Raw genomic sequence first — 17,477 nt, forward strand, 5'->3', positions numbered from 1 at the left:
TGTCTATGTCCAGTGATCACCGAAACGAGCTACGCAGGTGAGCGGAAACTCGACCCGTGCTACGAGTTTCCGCTCACCTGCGGCGAAGCCGCTCTACACGCTGTCGAGCGACTGGTCTCGTGTTTCCTTCATGATGATCAGCGAGATCAGTGTCAGCGCGGCAGCGATGGCGAGGTAGACGCCCACCCAGCCGACGCCGTAGCTGCTCACCAGCCAGGTGGCGATGAACGGGGCCACTGCGGCACCGAGGATCGACGCAGTGTTGTACGAGATTCCCGAGCCGGTGTAGCGCACGTTGGTCGGGAAGAGTTCGGGCAGAACGGCACTCATGGGCCCGAACGTCAGGCCCATCAATCCGAGGCCGACACACATGAACACCAGCATCTTGCCTGCCGACGCGGACGACGGGTCGGCGAACCAGTGGAACGACAGACCGAACAGCACGATCGCCGCAGTGATGACGATGAGCGTCGGGCGACGGCCGTACTTGTCGGCGAGCAGCCCGGCAACCGGGATCAGGGCTGCGAAGAACAGCACCGCGATGAGCTGGAGCTCCAGGAAGTCGGTGTACGGGATGGCCAACTTGGGGCCGTTGACGTCGGCCACCTTGCCCGTTCCGTAGCTGACCACCCACGTCGTCATGATGTAGAACAACGTGTAGGTGGCGAGCATGACGAAGGTGCCGATGATCAGCTGGCGCCAGCTGGTCTTGAACACCTGAGCCAAGGGGGTCTTGACCTTCTGGCCGCGCTCGACGGCCAGCTTGAACACCGGCGTCTCCTCGAGCTTGAGCCGGACGTACAGGCCGATGATCACCATGATCGCGCTGAGCAGGAACGGGATACGCCAGCCCCACGTGAGGAACGCGTGGTCGGTGCCGGAGTTCGCGGAGTCGTAGCCGGTCGCGATGACGATGAGCAAGAAGATGCCGTTGGCGAAGAAGAAGCCGATCGGCGCGCCCAGCTGCGGGTACATCGCCGCCCAGGCTCGCTTACCCGGCTTGGCGGTTTCGGTGGCCAGCAACGCCGCACCGCTCCACTCACCGCCGAGGCCGACGCCCTGGGTGAAGCGCATGATCGCCAGTAGAGCCGGAGCCCACAGACCCACCGCGGCGTACGTCGGCAGGAGTCCGATCGCGAACGTCGCGACACCCATCGTCAGCAGGGACCCGACGAGGGTCGCCTTCCGTCCGATGCGATCACCGAAGTGGCCGAACAGAATCGAGCCGATGGGTCGCGCGACGAACGCCAAACCGAACGTCGCGAACGACGCCAGCAGCGCGGTCGTGTCGTTGCCCGCGGGGAAGAACAGGCGGGGGAAGACGAGCACTGCGGCGGTGGCATAGATGTAGAAGTCGAAGAACTCGATCGACGTGCCGACCATCGAGGCGATCACGATGCGTGACCGAGGCACCTGAGGTGCGGGAATTGCGCCGTCGTTCGTGACGACGTGTGGTGAACTCACGAATTGCTCCTGAAGAGGGAAGTTCCCTGAAAATTACCTGATGAACACCTGAGAATTTCACGCCCCCGGTCCGTTCGTTGCCGATTCGTGCAACTTTTCCGTGTTTGTCTCGACGGGCGGGGAGGTAACCATCGGCGGGCCGAGCATCGCTCGCCCGCAGCGGAGCGGTTAACCTGCTACCTAGGCACTACTGTCGATACGATCCGCATAACACCGAGCAGAGCGATTACAAGGGGTCGAGAGTTGAGCGTCAGCAATGACAAGGGATACGGAAACGGCGTCCCGAACACGATTTCGTCGATACCTCTGACCGATGTCGATGCCCGCACCCCTGGTAGCGCCAGCATCGGAAATCTCGTCAAGGACGCCACCACCCAGGTCTCGACGCTCGTGCGCGCCGAAGTCGCCCTCGCCAAGGCCGAGGTCACCGGCGAGGTCAAGAAGGGTCTGCAGGGCAGCGTCTTCTTCATCGTCGCGCTGACGGTGCTGCTGTTCAGTACGTTCTTCTTCTTCTTCTTCGCCGCCGAACTGCTCGACGTGTGGCTCTACCGCTGGGCGGCCTTCCTCATCGTGTTCGCCGTCATGGTGTTGGCCGCGGCGCTGTTCGGTTTCCTCGGCTATCGCCGAGTGAAGAAGCTGCGCAAGCCCGAGAAGACCATCGACTCGCTCAAGCAGGCGTCGACGGTGCTGCCGAACCAGCACGATTCCATCCCCGGAATTCCCGGCTACAAGAAGTAGTCGACGCCCGGCGAGTCGAGCAGTATGAATCAACCCGATCCGTCCACGGTCCGCTATCCGGGACAGTGGATCCATCGCGATATACACGCCAACGGAATCCGGTTCCACATCGTCGAAGTCGGCGAACACGAACCGAACGCGCCGCTGGTGGTCCTACTGCACGGCTTCGCCGATTTCTGGTACTCCTGGCGACACCAACTCGACGCACTCGCTCGGTCCGGTGTCCGCGCCATCGCCGTCGACCTGCGTGGGTACGGCGATTCCGACAAACCCCCACGCGGATACGACGGGTGGACCCTGGCCGGCGACATCGTCGGCCTGATTCGCGCCCTCGGCTACCCGAACGCCACGTTCGTCGGCCACGCCGACGGCGGACTGGTCTGCTGGGCCAGTTCGGCTCTCCATCCACGTCTGGTGCGCTCGATGGTGCTGATCAACGCCCCACATCCCATCTCCCTGCGCCGCGCCGTGTTGAAGGATTCTGCACAACGCGCGGCTCTGCTGCCGCACTTCGTTCGCTACCAGGTTCCGCTGCGGCCCGAAAGGCTGCTGACGCGTCGAGGCGGCGGCGCGGTGGAAGAACTGATGCGTAGTCGAGCCGGGTCCGCATGGAAGAGCACCGAGGATTTCGCAGACACCGCAGCCAAGATGAGCTCGGCCATCCGCATTCCCGGTGCCGCACATTGTGCGCTCGAATATCAACGCTGGGCGTTCCGTAGCCAGTTCCGCTCCGACGGCCGCCGCTTCATGGATGCCGTCGACGTACGCACCTCGATTCCCGTCGCGCAGATCATCGGCGACCTGGACCCGTACGTGCTGCCCACCACCCTCGATCGGGATCGGCACTGGGCCCCGGGCCTGACGCGTCGAACAGTGCGGGACGTGGGGCACTACGTGCACCAGGAAGCACCGGATGTGGTGTCCGAGGAGATCCTGCGCATCGTGCGCGAGGACTAGACGACCGGGCTGGACGACTGGGTCAGACGATGCAGTCGCCGGTACCCACGCTGACCGGCGCATCGAAGCTGCGCGCCAGCTCGTCCGCGATCTCCGACGCGGTCAGCACGAATCCGGTGTCGGGGTCGTCGACAGCGGCGCCGAACACGACACCGAGAACCTCACCGGACGAGTTGACCAGTGGTCCACCGGAATTGCCCTGTCGCACCGATCCGCGCACCGTGTAGACCTCGCGTTGGACGGTTCCGGTGCGGTAGATGTCGGGGCCGCTGAGGTTGATGATCTCGCGGATCCGAGCCGGGCTCGCCGTGTAGGGACCGCCGCCGGGGTAACCGAGCACGATGGCGTCGGATCCGGATTCGGCCGGCGTCGGAGCAAAATTCAGCACCGGTGCCTGCAGCTGCGAAACACGAAGCACCGCAACGTCTTCTTCGGGGTCGAACAGTACGACATCGGCGTCGAGCGGGCCGTTGGGTGAATCGACGGTCACCTCGGACGTACCTGCCACGACGTGCGCATTGGTCATCACCAGGTCGGACCCGACGACGAAACCAGAGCCTTCGAGGGCCTTCTGGCAGCTCGGCGCGATGCCGTTGATCTTGATGACGCTGGATTGCAGCGCCACCGGAATCGGACCCGCTGCGAGGCCGGAATCCGGCGCCGCGACGTCGGCAACCGGCGTACGACCGAACGGTCCGATGACGTCCGGCAATCCGGACGTGTCGAGCAGCGCCGAGAATTCCTTGGGCACCTGACGCAACCAGTCGGGTGCCACCTCGTCGACTTTGCCCAGGACCGTCGAGCCACGCACCGCACTGGCGACCTCGGGCTGCGAGGACGACGTCAGCGGAATGGCGAGCAGCCATGCGGCAGCGAGAACGGCCGCGGCCTGCAGACCGGCCCCGATCGTACTGTCCACGGATCTGGCTGCGCGCGAATGTATTCCGCTGCGCAGCGCGCGACCGAGAACCATGCCGGCTACCTCGCCGACGATCACCAACACCACGATCAACGCGATGCCGACGAATACCCGCATTCGCGAACCGTCGACGTGCTCGAGCACGTGCGGTGCCACCAGAATGCCGGCAACGGCCCCGAGCACGACGCCGAGAAACGCCAGCGCCGACGCCACCGCACCCTGCCGCCATCCCGATGTTGCCGCCAACAGTGCGATGGCGACCACCGCGATATCGACCCACCCTGAACCCGTCACCGATCGAGCCTCGCTCCTACCGCAGTCAAGCTGGCCTCCAGATCGCGTATGTCCCCCGTGTCCCAGTCGGACTCCCAGCCCGACACAGCGAGCAGGCCCGCCAGAATACCGCCCGTGAATCCCCACACCAGCATTCCCTGTACCGAAAAGGCCGGGCCCTGGTAGCCGGCGGGATGGCGCACCTGGAATCGGTTGTCCGGATCGAGCAACTCTCGCAACGGAACTCGCACCACCCGCTCGGTTTCGCCCGCGTCGACCACCCGAACCGGACTCGGGGCCTGCCAGTACGAGAGCACCGGCACCACATCGAAGCGCGACGGCGGCACATAGATCCCCGGCATCGTCGCCAGCGGTACGACGCCGGCGGGGTCGAGACCGGTTTCCTCCTGCGCCTCCCGTAGCGCAGTACCGATGGGACCGTCGTCGCCGGGATCGGTGGCACCACCGGGGAAGGCGATCTGACCGCTGTGATCGCGCAGCGTCGACGCGCGCTGGGTCAGCAGTACGTCGGCATCGGCGGGTAGCCCACCGGGAGCGGTCGGATCAGCGGCGGCCGGCCCGCCGAAGAGCACCAACACCGCCGCGGAACGAGTTCGGTCGGCCGGCTGCGCGTGCCGCTGCAGCACCGGGTTGATGCCGGTGGTGTCGGTCAGTCCGTTCGCGCTGCCGGCGACGTCGAGCATGCGCCCGAGCCACTCGGGCGCGCTCACGACGCGACTCCGAGATTCTCGCGCACGGCGTCGGCGATGTCGTCGACGCTCGAGAAGGGTTGAGGTAGCACCTTGGCGACAGTGCCATCCGCAGATATCAAAACGGATACGGGCAGGACGTTCGGTGCTCCCACCGCGGCCGCGATGCGGCCGCCGCCGTCCTGAACTCCGGGCAGAGTGACCCCGTAATCGGTGAGCCGAGTGAGGCCGTTCGCCTCGTTGGCGTCGTTGTGCACCGTGAGGACCGTGACGGCATCACCCGCCCGCTCAGCGTATTGCTGCAGGTACGGCAGTTCCTCCGCGCAGGGTCCGCACCAGTAGGCCCAGATGTTCAGCAGCGCGGGTCGACCGGCCAGGGCCTGGCCCAGGTCGACGTACGAGCCGTCGCCGATGCATTCGAGTGTGATGCCCGTCAACGGGCCCGTCGACGTGCCCGACGGCGTCGGACATGCGGCCAGACCGGCGCTGCGTCGCAGCGGTGCGAGAGCTTCGGGTGTGTCGGCGGCGCGGCGTTCGGCCGTCGACGGTCCCGCCTGCCCGAGTCCGGGACCGTCCGAGCGCTGCGCGCCGGGAGATTCACTGCGGGGCCAGAGCGCGTAGACCATCCCGACGACGAGAATGAGCGCAACAAGAGACCAGCGAAGAGCGGCTTTGTTCACGACACGATTCCGGCAAGAGCGAGAAGGTGTTCGGTCTCGGGGCCCCTCACCAGGGCTGCAGCGGCGGCCGGATCGGTCGGACCCAAGCCGAACGACGGGCAGTCCTTCGCGAGGACACACACCCCACACGCCGGCGTACGGGAGTGGCAGACGCGTCGGCCGTGGAAGATGACGCGATGCGAGAGCAGAGTCCACTCTTTGCGCTCGATCAATGCACCGACCGCGTGCTCGACCTTGACCGGGTCCTCTTCCTCCGTCCACTGCCAGCGCCGCACCAGCCGACCGAAGTGGGTGTCGACCGTGATGCCGGGTACGTCGAACGCATTGCCGAGAACGACGTTGGCCGTCTTGCGGCCGATACCCGGCAGGGTGACGAGGTCTTTCAGGGTCGCCGGCACTTCGCCGTCGAAGTTCTCCAGCAACTTCTGGCCGAGACCGATCAACGAGTTCGCCTTGTTGCGATAGAACCCCGTGGTGCGGATGAACTCCTCGAGTTCGGTCCGGTCGGCCTCGGCGTAGTCGCGGGCTGTGCGGTATCTCACGAACAGTGCCGGAGTGACCATGTTGACGCGCTTGTCGGTGCACTGCGCGGACAGGATGGTCGCCACCGCCAATTCGAGGGGCGTGGTGAAGTCGAGTTCGCAGTACACGTGCGGAAAGGCGACCCCGAGCGTCCGGTTCATTCGCCGAGCTCGACGCACGAGCCCGAGGTGCGTCTCCTCGCGTTTGCGCACGTCGGGGCGTTTCGGAGCTGTCGAATCCACTCCACAACTGTACGGACAAGAATGCGTAACGAACTACGCGACCGCACCGAGCTGTGTTTGTATCGAGACCTTTTCGGTGTTAACTGGCCGGTATGCAAGGACTCGCCGTGGTGCTCTTTCCGGTACTACTCATGCTCTTCGCACTCGCGATGGAGCGCGTCGAGTTCCGACTCAGCAAGCTCGGCGTTCGGGAGCACGAAGTAGAGGAATTCCTCGATCAGGCGAGCAGGTCCGAGGTCGCCACACTGGCCAACGAAGGCTTCCCGCACGCGCTGGCTCGTTTCAACACCCGCAAGCGTCGGCAGACCCCACCGCGGACCATCGACACGCGCGACGGCATGGTCGACCAACGCGCCAGCTGAGCCACCGATTTGTCCGATAGGCCGCGATTTCGATGAATTTTCGGTGAACGGGAACACACAGGCAATCGCTCTGGCAACCTGTGGTGGCGTCGATCACTCGGTTTCGACCGAGTCGAAGTAGACTCCCCTGAGGTAATTGTTGTGTTTGAACATTGCACCGGCTTCGACGCCTGAACTGCCCACGCAGTTCGGTGGGTGGCACGACTGTGTACAAACGCCTTCGGTGGTGTGGGTTTTCCGCATCGCCGACATCCCTAAAGGAGCGCAAGTGGACGACGTCCTGGCACGGGCCGGCATCTTCCAAGGAGTCGAACCCTCTGCGGTTGCGGCCCTGACGAAGCAGCTGCAGCCTGTCGATTTCCCCCGCGGACACGTCGTGTTCAACGAGGGTGAGCCCGGAGACCGGCTCTACATCATCGTTTCCGGCAAGATCAAGCTCGGACGACGCTCTCCCGACGGCCGCGAGAACCTGCTGACGATCATGGGACCGTCGGACATGTTCGGCGAGCTCTCCATCTTCGATCCCGGCCCCCGTACGTCCTCGGCCACCACGGTCACCGAGGTCCGCGCGGTCAGCATGGACCGCGCTGCACTCAAGGACTGGATCGACCAGCGACCCGAGATCGCCGAGCAGCTCCTGCGCGTGCTGGCTCGCCGGTTGCGCCGCACCAACAACAACCTGGCCGACCTCATCTTCACCGACGTCCCCGGACGAGTCGCGAAGGCGCTGCTGCAGCTCGCGCAGCGCTTCGGCACGCAGGAGGCGGGATCGCTTCGCGTGACCCACGACCTGACGCAGGAAGAGATCGCTCAGCTCGTCGGTGCCTCTCGTGAGACCGTCAACAAGGCACTCGCCGATTTCGCACACCGCGGTTGGTTGCGCCTCGAGGGCAAGTCCGTGCTGATCTCGGACTCCGAGCGTCTGGCCCGCCGAGCTCGCTAGACAGACCCGTTCTCTCTGAGGTAGGCCAGCTGCGTCTTGACCGACATCCGCGCAGCCGGCCATAACTTCTTGTCCACGTCCGAGTAGACGTGGCGTACCACCTGCATCGGTTTTGCGTTCTCGCCGATCTCGACGAGCGCCGCACGAACCTGGTCCAACCGCTGCCGACGGTGAGCGCGATACGCTCGCGCCACCTCGGCAGCGTCCGGTAGTTCGGGCCCGTGCCCAGGCAGAACCGTCTTCCCGGCACCTGCTGCTTCCAGCCGGTCCAACGAGTCGAGGTAGTCCGCGAGGGAGCCGTCCTTCGGGTCGAGCACCGTGGTGCCGCGGCCGAGGATCGTGTCGCCGGTCAGGATTGCGTCATCGAGCACGAAGCTCACCGAATCCGCTGTGTGTCCGGGCGTGTGCAGTACTTCGATCCGTAGCCCCGCTGCCTCGATGACTTCGCCGTCGGCAAGGGTTGCGCCATCCCCGTACAGAAACTTCTCGCCGATCGCCCGTACCGGAGCGGACGACGTGCGGTGGAACCGCTTCACTCCGCCTGTGTGATCCGCGTGGCGATGGGTCACGAGCGTCAGAACCACCGTGCCCGACGCGGCGACGGCGTCGAGATGGGCGCGGTCCTTCGGCCCCGGATCGACGACGATGCACTCCTCGGCACCCGGCGCACGAAGAATCCAGGTGTTCGTTCCGTCGAGAGTCATCTTGCCCGGGTTGTCGGCAAGCAGAACCGACGCGGTCGGCGTCACCTGCCGAAGAAGTCCGTACGCGGGATGCTGGGGGTTCGAGACGGCCATGAAAGTACTGTAGGTCGCCCGCCCCAGGCCGTGGTGACGAGGACTACCGTCGACTCTCATGAAGATCGGACTCGTCGGAGCGGGCCCCTGGGCTCGCAAGACTCAAGCCCCCTCGCTGCTCGCTCATCCGGGAGTGGACTTCACCGGAGTGTGGGCACGCAGACCGGAAGCCGCGGCCGAACTGGGAGCACCGGTCTTCGACTCGTTCGACGCATTGTTGGGCGCAGTCGACGCGGTGGCGTTCGCAGTGCCACCCGCCGTACAGGCCGGGTACGCACTGCGCGCAGTCGAGGCAGGCAAACATGTGTTGCTGGACAAACCGATTGCGGCAACCGTGGCCGAGGCCGAGGAACTTGCTGCTGCCGTCACGGCAGCCGGAGTGCGGTCGATGGTGACCTTGACTCTCCGATTCGCCCCGGAGACAAGACAATTCCTCGACGCTGCGGCCGGACGCACCTGGGCAGCAGGATCGGGAACCTGGTTCTCCGGAGCGATCCTCGGCGGGGCATACGCCAATTCACAGTGGCGACACGACGACGGGGCGATACTCGACATCGGGCCACACGTGTTCGACCTACTCGACGCTGCGCTGGGACCCATTGCACGCGTTGCCTACTCGCACCGCGAGGTGGCGTCGGACAGTTGGACGGTTGTGCTCGAACACGAGGGCGGTGCCCGCAGCACCGTGCAGTTGTCACTGCGGACCCCGATCACGCCCTCGCTCATGCGCATCGAGCTGAGCGGTACCGACGGAGTCGAGACCCTCACCGATCGATCCACCTCGTCGACCGATTGTTTCGCCGTGTTGCTGGACGAGTTCCTCGAATCCGTCGAGTCGGGTGTGGACCACGAATGCTCGGTGCACCGAGGCCTGCATCTGCAGAAGGTGATCAGCGCGGCCGCGCCCCAGTGACGTGCGGCTGCGCCCCAGTGGCGTGGTCAGGTGCCCCAGAGGGCACATAAGCACACCACTGCGCGTCAGCGCAGTTCGACGATGAGCTCCACTTCCACCGAAGCACCCAGGGGCAGCTCGGCCACTCCCACGGCCGAGCGCGCGTGCTTACCTGCATCTCCGAAGATCTCACCGATGACGTTCGACGCCCCGTTGATCACCCCGGGCTGGCCGGTGAACCCCGGCGCGGACGCCACGAAGCCGACGGCCTTGACCACGCGGGCGATCGAGTCGATGCCGACGAGGCCATGGACCGCGGCGAGCGCGTTCAGAGCGCAGATGCGCGCCGCTGCAGTGGCGTCGTCCGCCGAGACGTCGGAGCCGACCTTGCCCACGGACGTCAGAGTTCCGTCCACGATCGGCAGCTGACCCGAGGTGTACACGAGGGAACCCACCTGTACCGCGGGGACGTATGCCGCCAGCGGCGGGACGACCTCGGGCAGCTCGATACCCAGCTCGGACAGTCGTTCGCTCCAGTTGGCCACCGCGCTCAGGCCTTCGGACGCTTGAAGTACGCGACCAGAGTGTCGCCGCCGTTGGGTCCGGCCATGATCGTCACGAGCTCCCAGCCCTCGGAGCCGTAATTGTCGAGAATCTGCTTGGTGGCGTGAATCAGAACCGGTGCGGTGAAGTACTCCCAGATGATCTTTTCGCTCATGCTGTTGACCCTATCGTCCGGTGGTGGCCCCGGTGCGGTCGATCTAGGGTCGATGAATGTCTCGACTCGATATGAAGGACGCGGTCTACCATTTCGGTCGCGATCACGGGGGGTCGAGCGATCAGTTCGCGCTCCTCGTGTTCGACTCGATCGACGGTTCCGAACCCACGTTTGCCGACGTGCAGGCACACGTGGAATCTCGAGCTCCTCGAGTCTCCGGCCTCGGAGTGCGGCTGCAGGAGACGTTGTGGGGCCTGGACTATCCACGATGGGTACGAGACGATTCTCCCCCTCGACACCACCTCGTCGATCACGATCTGGGACAACAGAACTGGGACGGAGTCGAACACTTCATCGGCGAGCTGCTGTGCACGCGTCTGGACATGCGTGACCTCGCCTGGAAGCTGCACGTGATCCGCGGCGTACGAGATGCTCCACTCGTTCGGGGTACCGCTACTCTCGTCGTTCTCCAGGTGGGGCATGCGTTGACCGACGGCCTCGGCGTGACTCGACTGCTACGAGCGCTTTTCGCGCCACCGTCCGACGATCGAACGATCGACGCTCCGTTGCCCGGACACACCGAGCCGGACACACCGGTCCGCGCCATGCTGGGCGCGGCGCGTGCCCTCTTGTCGGCACCCGTCGATCTCGCGATTTCTCGACTGGAAGCGCACAGATCGCTGCGCGCAGTTCTGGGGACGCCGATGCCGCCCTGGGTTCGGGCGAGTTCGCTGAACCGAGCCGCAAGCGCGTCCCGCGCCGTTCGCATCGTGCCGATCCCCGCCGACGAGGTGCGCGCGGGCAACTCGACCGTCACGGTCTCTGCACTGGCAGCGGTCGGATCGTCTCTGAACAAATATCTGCGCGACGTCGACGGGCAGGACAACGGCCTCGACGTCGCCGCCACGGTGCCCGTGGCGCTGCCGCCGGACCGCTCGTGGCCCGCGGCCAACCGCGTGGTGATCGGCATGGTGAATCTTCACGTCGCCACTCTCGACCCCGACGAGCGACGGACGCGGATCGCCCGATCCCTGGACGACGAGCGGGCGCGGGTGACGGGTGACCCGGTTCTGCGCCTCGCCCGAGCCGACGAGCAGGTGCCCGCGCCGATCGTCCGATTCGTTCAGAACCGTCGGTTTCGCCGTCGCACCCGAGAGCCCGTTCACGTTGCCGGTCAGACGACGGTAGTCAGCGTGAACCGTGGTGCCGCGAACCTCGAATTGTGTGGTGCTACTGCGCGATTCACCGCCGGTTTCCCCTATCTGGAAGACGGGCGCGGGCTGACGCACGGTTTCTTCGGGCTCGGTGAGACGGTGACGGTCGTCGCCGTCGCGTGCCCCGATGTGATGCCGTCGCTGACGGCGTACACACACGACTTGGTCGACGAGCTGCGTCGACGACCGACCCCCGGTTAGCCGCGTCCGTCGGACGTTCGGGGCGTAGCTCTATATGGTCGAGGCGTGGGTACATCGAACGAAGAGGGATGGCCGGCGAAGGCAGATGCCGCGCGGCTGCATTTCGTGTCCGGTAAGGGCGGCACCGGCAAGTCGACCGTCGCCGCCGCGTTGGCGCTGGCGCTCGCCGCCGGCGGCCGACGGGTACTGCTGGTGGAGGTCGAAGGACGGCAGGGCATCGCGCAACTGTTCGACGTGCCGCAGCTGCCACCCGTGGAAACGCGCGTGGCCTCGGCGGACGGCGGCGGAGAGGTCTACGCGCTGGCCATCGACATCGAGACCGCGTTCCTCGAATACCTCGACATGTTCTACAACCTCGGTTTCGCCGGCCGCGCGATGCGCAAGATCGGTGCAATCGAGTTCGCGACGACCATCGCACCCGGTCTGCGCGACGTCCTGCTGACCGGCAAGGTCAAGGAATGTGTGGTGCGGACCGACAAGAAGGGAAACCGCGCGTACGACGAGGTCGTCGTGGACTCACCGCCGACCGGTCGGATCGGGAACTTCCTCGACGTCACCAAGGCCATGGCCGATCTGGCCAAGGGCGGCCCGGTGCGTTCGCAGAGCGAGGGCGTGGTTCGGCTGCTGCACTCGGCGGACACCGTCGTGCATCTCGTCACACTGCTCGAAGCCCTGCCGGTTCAGGAGACCGCCGACGCGGTACGTGAACTCGAGGCGGCAGACCTGCAGCTGGGCACGGTCATCGTCAACCGCACCGAGCCGACGTTCCTGCCGGACGAGTCGCTCGAGGCCATCGCCGAGGGTGACATCGACGCCGCTGCGATCCAGGACGGCCTCGCCAAGACCGGAATCACGCTCTCCGAGGCCGACTTCGCGGGTCTGCTCACCGAATCGATCGAGCACGCGTCGACGCTCTCGGCTCAGGTGGAGAGCGCGACCCAACTCGACGAACTCGACGTCGCGCGCATGTCGTTGCCGATGTTGGCCGACGGTGTCGATCTCGGCGGCTTGTACGAGCTCGCCGCCAAGCTGGCAGAACAGGGTGTCCGATGACTCGACCAGTAGCAACCGAACTCGACGTCGATCGCATTCTGACCGATCCCGCATCGAGGATCGTCGTGGTCTGCGGGGCAGGCGGGGTCGGCAAGACGACGACGGCGGCCGCGATGGCGTTACGTGCCGCCGAGCAGGGTAGGCGCGTGGTGGTGTTGACGATCGATCCGGCCCGCCGTCTGGCTCAGGCTCTGGGGCTCGGCGACCTCGACAACAGCCCGCAGCCGGTGAAGTTGGGTGCCGGCGCCAAGGGCGAGCTGCACGCGATGATGCTGAACATGCGGCGCACGTTCGACGAGATGGTCATCGAACATTCGACGCCGGAGAAGGCTGAGCAGGTCCTCGCCAACCCGTTCTATCAGACTGTGGCGTCGTCCTTCTCGGGCACGCAGGAGTACATGGCGATGGAGAAGCTGGGGCAGTTGTCCCTGGACAAGTCGTGGGATCTGATCGTGGTGGACACTCCCCCGTCGCGCAATGCACTGGATTTCCTCGATGCGCCGCAGCGGCTCGGCTCGTTCCTCGACGGCCGGTTCATCCGGCTTCTCACCGCTCCCGGCCGCGGCATCACCCGGGTGGTCACGAGCGCGATGAGTCTGGCGATGCGCGGCGTCTCCACGGTTATCGGAAGCCAAATGCTTTCGGACGCATCAGCTTTCGTCCAATCACTGGATTCGATGTTCGGCGGGTTTCGCGAGCGCGCGACGCGCACCTACCAGCTGCTACGCGAGGACGGCACCAGCTTCCTCGTCGTTGCTGCCGCGGAGCCCGACGCCTTGCGGGAGGCCGCGTTCTTCGTCGAACGCCTCTCGGCGGAGAAGATGCCGCTGGCCGGGCTCGTGGTGAACAGGACGCACCCGACGCTGTCGTCGGTGCAGGCCGATCATGCTGCCACCGCCGCAGACCTGCTGGATCGGATAGACGACCCGGGCTCGACGCTGACCGCTGCGGTTCTCCGAATCCACGCGCAACGCGCAGTGACGGCAGCGCGTGAAGTACGACTGCTTCGACGCTTCACCGGCGCGCACCCCCGCGTGCCCATCGTCGGTGTTCCGTCCCTGCCGTTCGAGGTCTCGGACCTCGCCGCGCTGCGCGCGGTGGCCGATCAGCTGACCCGCAAGGGCTAGATCGGCCACGCCCGGCAGGGCTGTGGACCAGCCGGGCCCGGCAGGGGCTAGATGGCCGCTTGCTGCTGGCGCTGGGTCTCGAAGAATTCGGACCAGGAGTCGACCTCGGGGTGCTGCTTGAGCAGCGCCCTGCGCTGGCGTTCCGTCATGCCGCCCCACACACCGAACTCGACTCGATTGTCGAGTGCATCCGCACCGCACTGCATCAGCACCGGGCAGTGCCGGCAGATCGTCGCGGCCTTGCGCTGCGCTGCACCCCGGACGAAGAGCTGATCCGGGTCCGTCCCCTTGCAGCGGGCGTGCGACACCCAGGCGATGCGTGCTTCTGCTTCTTCTACATCGAGTCGCGTCGGCGCGGTTGTCGTGTGCATGCGGATACCCCTTTGCGTGTCGGTCGTCCTCGCTGGACGTCCCGGAGGCTCCAAGGAAGTTTGTACCTCGCTGGCGAAGCACAAATTCTAAGAGCTGCCCCACAATCATTATCAAGTGTTACGTGAATCACACCGTGCTCATAATTTAGGTAAAGCGAGCCGCGAATGCAAGACGGCGAGGTCACATTTCTGGTACGGCCGTCCCGAGCAGGGGCGCAGCACACAGCGCGTGCGGGCCTGATGCCGGTCCGAGCAGTACCCACGTACGCTGTGCTCTGTGTCAGTCGGAAAAACCGTGGCGAAGCTCGCCGGATGTTCAGCACTCGCCGGTGCGTTGCTCGCCGGCGTGATGTTCCCCATGGCCGGAGGATTCGGGTACGCCTCGAACCGTGCCGCCGATACCGTCGACAACGTCTCGGCCGAGTTGGTCGAGGGCGCGGTGCCTGCCGTCTCGACGATGACGGACGTCAACGGAACCCCCATCGCGTGGCTCTACGAGCAGCGCCGTTTCGAGGTACCGAGCGACAAGATCTCGAACGAGATGAAGCTCGCCATCGTCTCCATCGAGGATCGCCGCTTCGCCGAACACCGAGGCGTGGACTGGCAGGGCACGCTGCGCGCGTTTCTGACCAACACCACCAGCGGCCAGGTGGAGCAGGGCGCGTCCACCATCGATCAGCAGTACGTGAAGAACTACCAACTGCTGGTTGTGGCCAAGACCGACGCCGAGCGTCGTGCCGCGATCGAGACGACACCCGCCCGCAAGATCCGCGAGATCCGGATGGCGCTGACGCTCGACAAAGAGCTCACCAAGGACGAGATCCTCACCCGTTATCTCAACCTGGTGCCGTTCGGTAACGCGTCCTTCGGCATCCAGGACGCGGCCCAGACCTACTTCGGCATCGACGCCAGCCAGCTCAGCGCCGTCCAGGCCGCCATGCTGGCCGGCATGGTGCAGTCCAGCTCGGCCCTCAACCCGTACACCAACGAGGAGGGCGTGATCGAGCGACGTAACACCGTGCTCGACACGATGATTCAGAACCTCCCCGAGCGTGCCGACGAACTGGCCGCCCTCAAAGCCGAGCCGCTCGGCGTGCTTCCGGTCCCTCAGACTCTGCCCCGCGGATGCATCGCGGCAGGCGACCGCGGATTCTTCTGCGACTACGCACTGCAGTACCTCGCCCAGGCCGGAATCAGCCAGGAGCAGATCGACAAGGGCGGGTACCTCATCCGCACGACGCTCGACCCCGCGGTGCAGAACTCCACCAAGGCCGCGCTGGTCGAGAACACCAGCCCGACGCTCGACGGCGTCGCCACTGTCATGAACGTCGTCGCGCCAGGTCAGAACCAACACCGAGTACTCGCGATGGGCAGCAGCCGCACCTACGGCCTCAACGCCGACGACGACGAGACCGTGCAGCCGCAACCGCACTCCCTCGTCGGCAACGGAGCGGGCTCCATCTTCAAGATCTTCACCACGGCCGCAGCCATGGAGCGCGGACTGGGCACCAGCGCAACGCTGCAGGTTCCCAAGCGCGTGGAGGTCAAGGGCGTCGGCGATGGCGGTGCCAGAAACTGCCCCGCTTCCACGTACTGCGTGGAGAACGCGGGCAACTACCCACCCGCGCTGTCCATCACCGACGCGCTGGCTCAGTCCCCCAACACCGCGTTCGTCAAGCTGATCGAGTCGGTAGGCGTCACGCCGACGGTCGATATGGCCGTTCGCCTCGGCCTGCGCTCGTACACCGACCCGGGTTCGTCGGGTACCGACCAGTCGATGGCCGATTTCCAGAAGAGTCAGAACCTGGGCTCGTTCACCCTCGGACCCACCTGGGTGAACCCGCTGGAGTTGTCCAACGTGGCTGCCACATTGGCTTCCGGCGGTAAATGGTGCCCGCCCACCCCGATCGATTCGATCTTCGACCGTGACGGCAAGCCCGTGCCGGTCGCTCACCAGGCCTGCGAGCAGGTCGTCGAGCCCGGCTTGGCGAACACGCTCGCCAACGCGATGAGCAAAGACGATCAGGCTGGTGGCACGTCCGCGTCCGCCGCCGGCTCGGCCGGCTGGAACCTGCCGATGTCCGGCAAGACCGGCACCACCGAGTCGAACCGATCCTCAGGCTTCCTCGGCTTCACCAACAACTACGCCGCCGCCGTGTACACCTACGGCGACTCACCGACGCCCAGCGAGATCTGCTCGTTCCCGCTGCGGCCCTGCGGCTCGGGCAACCTGTACGGCGGCAACGAGCCGGCGCGGACGTGGTTCGACGCCATGACCCCGATCGCCAACAACTACGGTCCCGTCGCGTTGCCACCCGTCGACCAGAAGTACGTCCGCGGCTCCGCCAACGGTCAGGTTCCCGACGTGACCGGTCAGAGCCAGTCGTCTGCGACGTCCACGCTGCAGGGTGCAGGTTTCCAGGTGACGGCGGTGACGACGGCCGACCAGGCTGCGCGAGGCACCGTGGTGTCGACCTCACCGTCGGGTTCGGCGGTACCGGGATCCAACATCACGATCTACGTCAGCGACGGCTCGGTTCGACCGGCACCGGCTCCGGCCCCTGCGCTGCCGAACATTCAGATACCGGAACTGCCGCCGGGCATTCAGATACCGGCGATCCCGGGCCTGACGGCTCCTCGCTAGTGCCTGCGGCAGTGGTGTGGTTACGGCCCTCCTGGGGCACCTAACCGCACCACTGCGCGGAGCGCACTACAGGCGGTCTTTGACAGCCTTCGACAGTCGCGATCCGTCGGCCTTACCCGCTGCGAGTCCCGACGCGATCTTCATGACCTGACCCATCTGCTTCATCGCCGGTCGCTCGCCGAGGTCCTCGGCCACCTGCGCAATGGCGGTGTCGACGATGGTGGCCAATTCCTCGTCGGTGAGCGGAGTGGGCAGGTATTCGTTGATGATCTGCGCTTCGGCATGCTCGTTCGCCGCAAGTTCGCCGCGACCGTTCTGGGTGTAGATCTCGGCCGATTCGCCGCGCTTCTTCGCTTCCTTGGCAAGCACTTTCAGCACGTCGTCATCAGTCAATTCGTGGGCCTCCTTACCGGAGACCTCCTCGGTCTGGATGGCGGCGAGAATCATGCGCAGCGTTGCCAGGCGGAGTTTGTCCTTCGCCTTCATCGCTGCGGTGAGGTCGGTACGGAGACGGGCCTTGAGTTCGGACATGGCGGAAACGCTACGCGGAGCAGTCGTCGGCTCGCACGTCCATATCCCGTTGCTGCCGTATCGTGGACAGGGTGTCCGCACAATTCAGTCCCTCGTTTCTCCGTACCTCGACGCAGCTT

19 protein-coding genes are annotated in these 17,477 nt (G+C 65.5%); 9 read left to right on the forward strand and 10 right to left on the reverse strand.

Annotated elements, in window-relative coordinates; translation table 11 throughout:
* Positions 1–93: 93 nt before the first annotated feature.
* A complete protein-coding gene (locus tag O4220_RS15535) occupies positions 94–1,464 on the reverse strand; it encodes an MFS transporter (RefSeq protein WP_269605723.1) in 1,371 nt (456 codons plus the stop codon).
* Between the two features lie 243 nt (positions 1,465–1,707).
* Here O4220_RS15535 and O4220_RS15540 point away from each other — a divergent pair, with 243 nt between their 5' ends.
* Both O4220_RS15540 and O4220_RS15545 read left to right on the forward strand, forming a co-directional pair.
* Positions 1,708–2,202 carry a phage holin family protein gene (locus tag O4220_RS15540; RefSeq protein WP_269605725.1) on the forward strand — a complete coding sequence of 165 codons (495 nt, stop codon included), beginning with the start codon at positions 1,708–1,710 and terminating at the stop codon, positions 2,200–2,202.
* Between the two features lie 24 nt (positions 2,203–2,226).
* Entirely contained in the window at positions 2,227–3,159 is a 933-nt protein-coding gene (locus O4220_RS15545; protein WP_269605727.1) for an alpha/beta fold hydrolase, read from the forward strand.
* Between the two features lie 22 nt (positions 3,160–3,181).
* Here O4220_RS15545 and marP read toward each other — a convergent pair whose 3' ends face one another.
* The 4 genes from marP to nth are packed head-to-tail and all read right to left on the reverse strand — an operon-like array spanning position 3,182 to position 6,424.
* The gene (marP, locus tag O4220_RS15550; RefSeq protein WP_269605728.1) at positions 3,182–4,372 is read right to left on the reverse strand and encodes an acid resistance serine protease MarP; all 1,191 of its coding nucleotides are present in this window, start codon (positions 4,370–4,372) and stop codon (positions 3,182–3,184) included.
* A complete protein-coding gene (locus tag O4220_RS15555) occupies positions 4,369–5,055 on the reverse strand; it encodes an NUDIX hydrolase (RefSeq protein ID WP_269606302.1) in 687 nt (228 codons plus the stop codon). Before O4220_RS15555 ends, marP begins: the two co-directional genes overlap by 4 nt.
* A gap of 23 nt (positions 5,056–5,078) precedes the next feature.
* Entirely contained in the window at positions 5,079–5,687 is a 609-nt protein-coding gene (locus tag O4220_RS15560) for a TlpA family protein disulfide reductase (RefSeq protein WP_269606303.1), read from the reverse strand.
* Between the two features lie 50 nt (positions 5,688–5,737).
* A complete protein-coding gene (gene nth, locus O4220_RS15565) occupies positions 5,738–6,424 on the reverse strand; it encodes an endonuclease III (protein ID WP_269606304.1) in 687 nt (228 codons plus the stop codon).
* Between the two features lie 173 nt (positions 6,425–6,597).
* Between nth and O4220_RS15570 the strand changes: the two genes are divergently transcribed.
* Together O4220_RS15570 and O4220_RS15575 are read left to right on the forward strand one after the other, a co-directional pair.
* Positions 6,598–6,867, forward strand: coding sequence for a hypothetical protein (locus tag O4220_RS15570; RefSeq protein WP_269605731.1), 270 nt, complete (start codon positions 6,598–6,600; stop codon positions 6,865–6,867).
* Positions 6,868–7,135: 268 nt separating this feature from the next.
* On the forward strand, positions 7,136–7,810 hold the full coding sequence (locus tag O4220_RS15575; RefSeq protein WP_027494494.1) for a Crp/Fnr family transcriptional regulator: 675 nt from the start codon (positions 7,136–7,138) through the stop codon (positions 7,808–7,810).
* Here O4220_RS15575 and O4220_RS15580 read toward each other — a convergent pair.
* Entirely contained in the window at positions 7,807–8,607 is an 801-nt protein-coding gene (locus tag O4220_RS15580) for an MBL fold metallo-hydrolase (protein ID WP_269605733.1), read from the reverse strand. The genes O4220_RS15575 and O4220_RS15580 overlap by 4 nt on opposite strands.
* A gap of 58 nt (positions 8,608–8,665) precedes the next feature.
* On the opposite strand from O4220_RS15580, the gene O4220_RS15585 reads away from it, so the two are divergent.
* Positions 8,666–9,520, forward strand: coding sequence for a Gfo/Idh/MocA family protein (locus O4220_RS15585; RefSeq protein ID WP_269605735.1), 855 nt, complete (start codon positions 8,666–8,668; stop codon positions 9,518–9,520).
* Positions 9,521–9,585: 65 nt separating this feature from the next.
* Here O4220_RS15585 and O4220_RS15590 read toward each other — a convergent pair whose 3' ends face one another.
* Both O4220_RS15590 and O4220_RS15595 read right to left on the reverse strand, forming a co-directional pair.
* The gene (locus O4220_RS15590; RefSeq protein WP_420030401.1) at positions 9,586–10,044 is read right to left on the reverse strand and encodes a RidA family protein; all 459 of its coding nucleotides are present in this window, start codon (positions 10,042–10,044) and stop codon (positions 9,586–9,588) included.
* 5 nt (positions 10,045–10,049) lie between these two features.
* Complete coding sequence (locus tag O4220_RS15595) at positions 10,050–10,217, reverse strand: DUF4177 domain-containing protein (RefSeq protein ID WP_094609297.1); 168 nt, start codon at positions 10,215–10,217, stop codon at positions 10,050–10,052.
* Between the two features lie 56 nt (positions 10,218–10,273).
* Between O4220_RS15595 and O4220_RS15600 the strand changes: the two genes are divergently transcribed.
* The 3 genes from O4220_RS15600 to O4220_RS15610 are packed head-to-tail and all read left to right on the forward strand — an operon-like array spanning position 10,274 to position 13,812.
* On the forward strand, positions 10,274–11,632 hold the full coding sequence (locus tag O4220_RS15600; protein ID WP_269605740.1) for a wax ester/triacylglycerol synthase domain-containing protein: 1,359 nt from the start codon (positions 10,274–10,276) through the stop codon (positions 11,630–11,632).
* A gap of 45 nt (positions 11,633–11,677) precedes the next feature.
* Complete coding sequence (locus O4220_RS15605) at positions 11,678–12,685, forward strand: ArsA-related P-loop ATPase (RefSeq protein ID WP_037176000.1); 1,008 nt, start codon at positions 11,678–11,680, stop codon at positions 12,683–12,685.
* Positions 12,682–13,812, forward strand: a complete 1,131-nt coding sequence (locus tag O4220_RS15610; protein WP_269605743.1) for an ArsA family ATPase — start codon at positions 12,682–12,684, stop codon at positions 13,810–13,812. Before O4220_RS15605 ends, O4220_RS15610 begins: the two co-directional genes overlap by 4 nt.
* Positions 13,813–13,859: 47 nt before the next feature.
* On the opposite strand, the gene O4220_RS15615 is transcribed toward O4220_RS15610, so the two are convergent.
* Positions 13,860–14,183: a WhiB family transcriptional regulator gene (locus tag O4220_RS15615; protein ID WP_008712729.1), complete on the reverse strand. Its 324-nt coding sequence runs from the start codon at positions 14,181–14,183 to the stop codon at positions 13,860–13,862.
* Between the two features lie 295 nt (positions 14,184–14,478).
* On the opposite strand from O4220_RS15615, the gene O4220_RS15620 reads away from it, so the two are divergent.
* The gene (locus O4220_RS15620) at positions 14,479–16,827 is read left to right on the forward strand and encodes a penicillin-binding protein (protein ID WP_269606308.1); all 2,349 of its coding nucleotides are present in this window, start codon (positions 14,479–14,481) and stop codon (positions 16,825–16,827) included.
* 66 nt (positions 16,828–16,893) lie between these two features.
* Here the strand turns inward: O4220_RS15620 and O4220_RS15625 are convergent, their stop codons facing one another.
* Positions 16,894–17,358 carry a GatB/YqeY domain-containing protein gene (locus tag O4220_RS15625; protein ID WP_032380026.1) on the reverse strand — a complete coding sequence of 155 codons (465 nt, stop codon included), beginning with the start codon at positions 17,356–17,358 and terminating at the stop codon, positions 16,894–16,896.
* Positions 17,359–17,477 lie beyond the last annotated feature (119 nt).

This window comes from Rhodococcus ruber (assembly GCF_027270735.1).
Lineage (GTDB): Bacteria > Actinomycetota > Actinomycetes > Mycobacteriales > Mycobacteriaceae > Rhodococcoides > Rhodococcoides rubrum_A.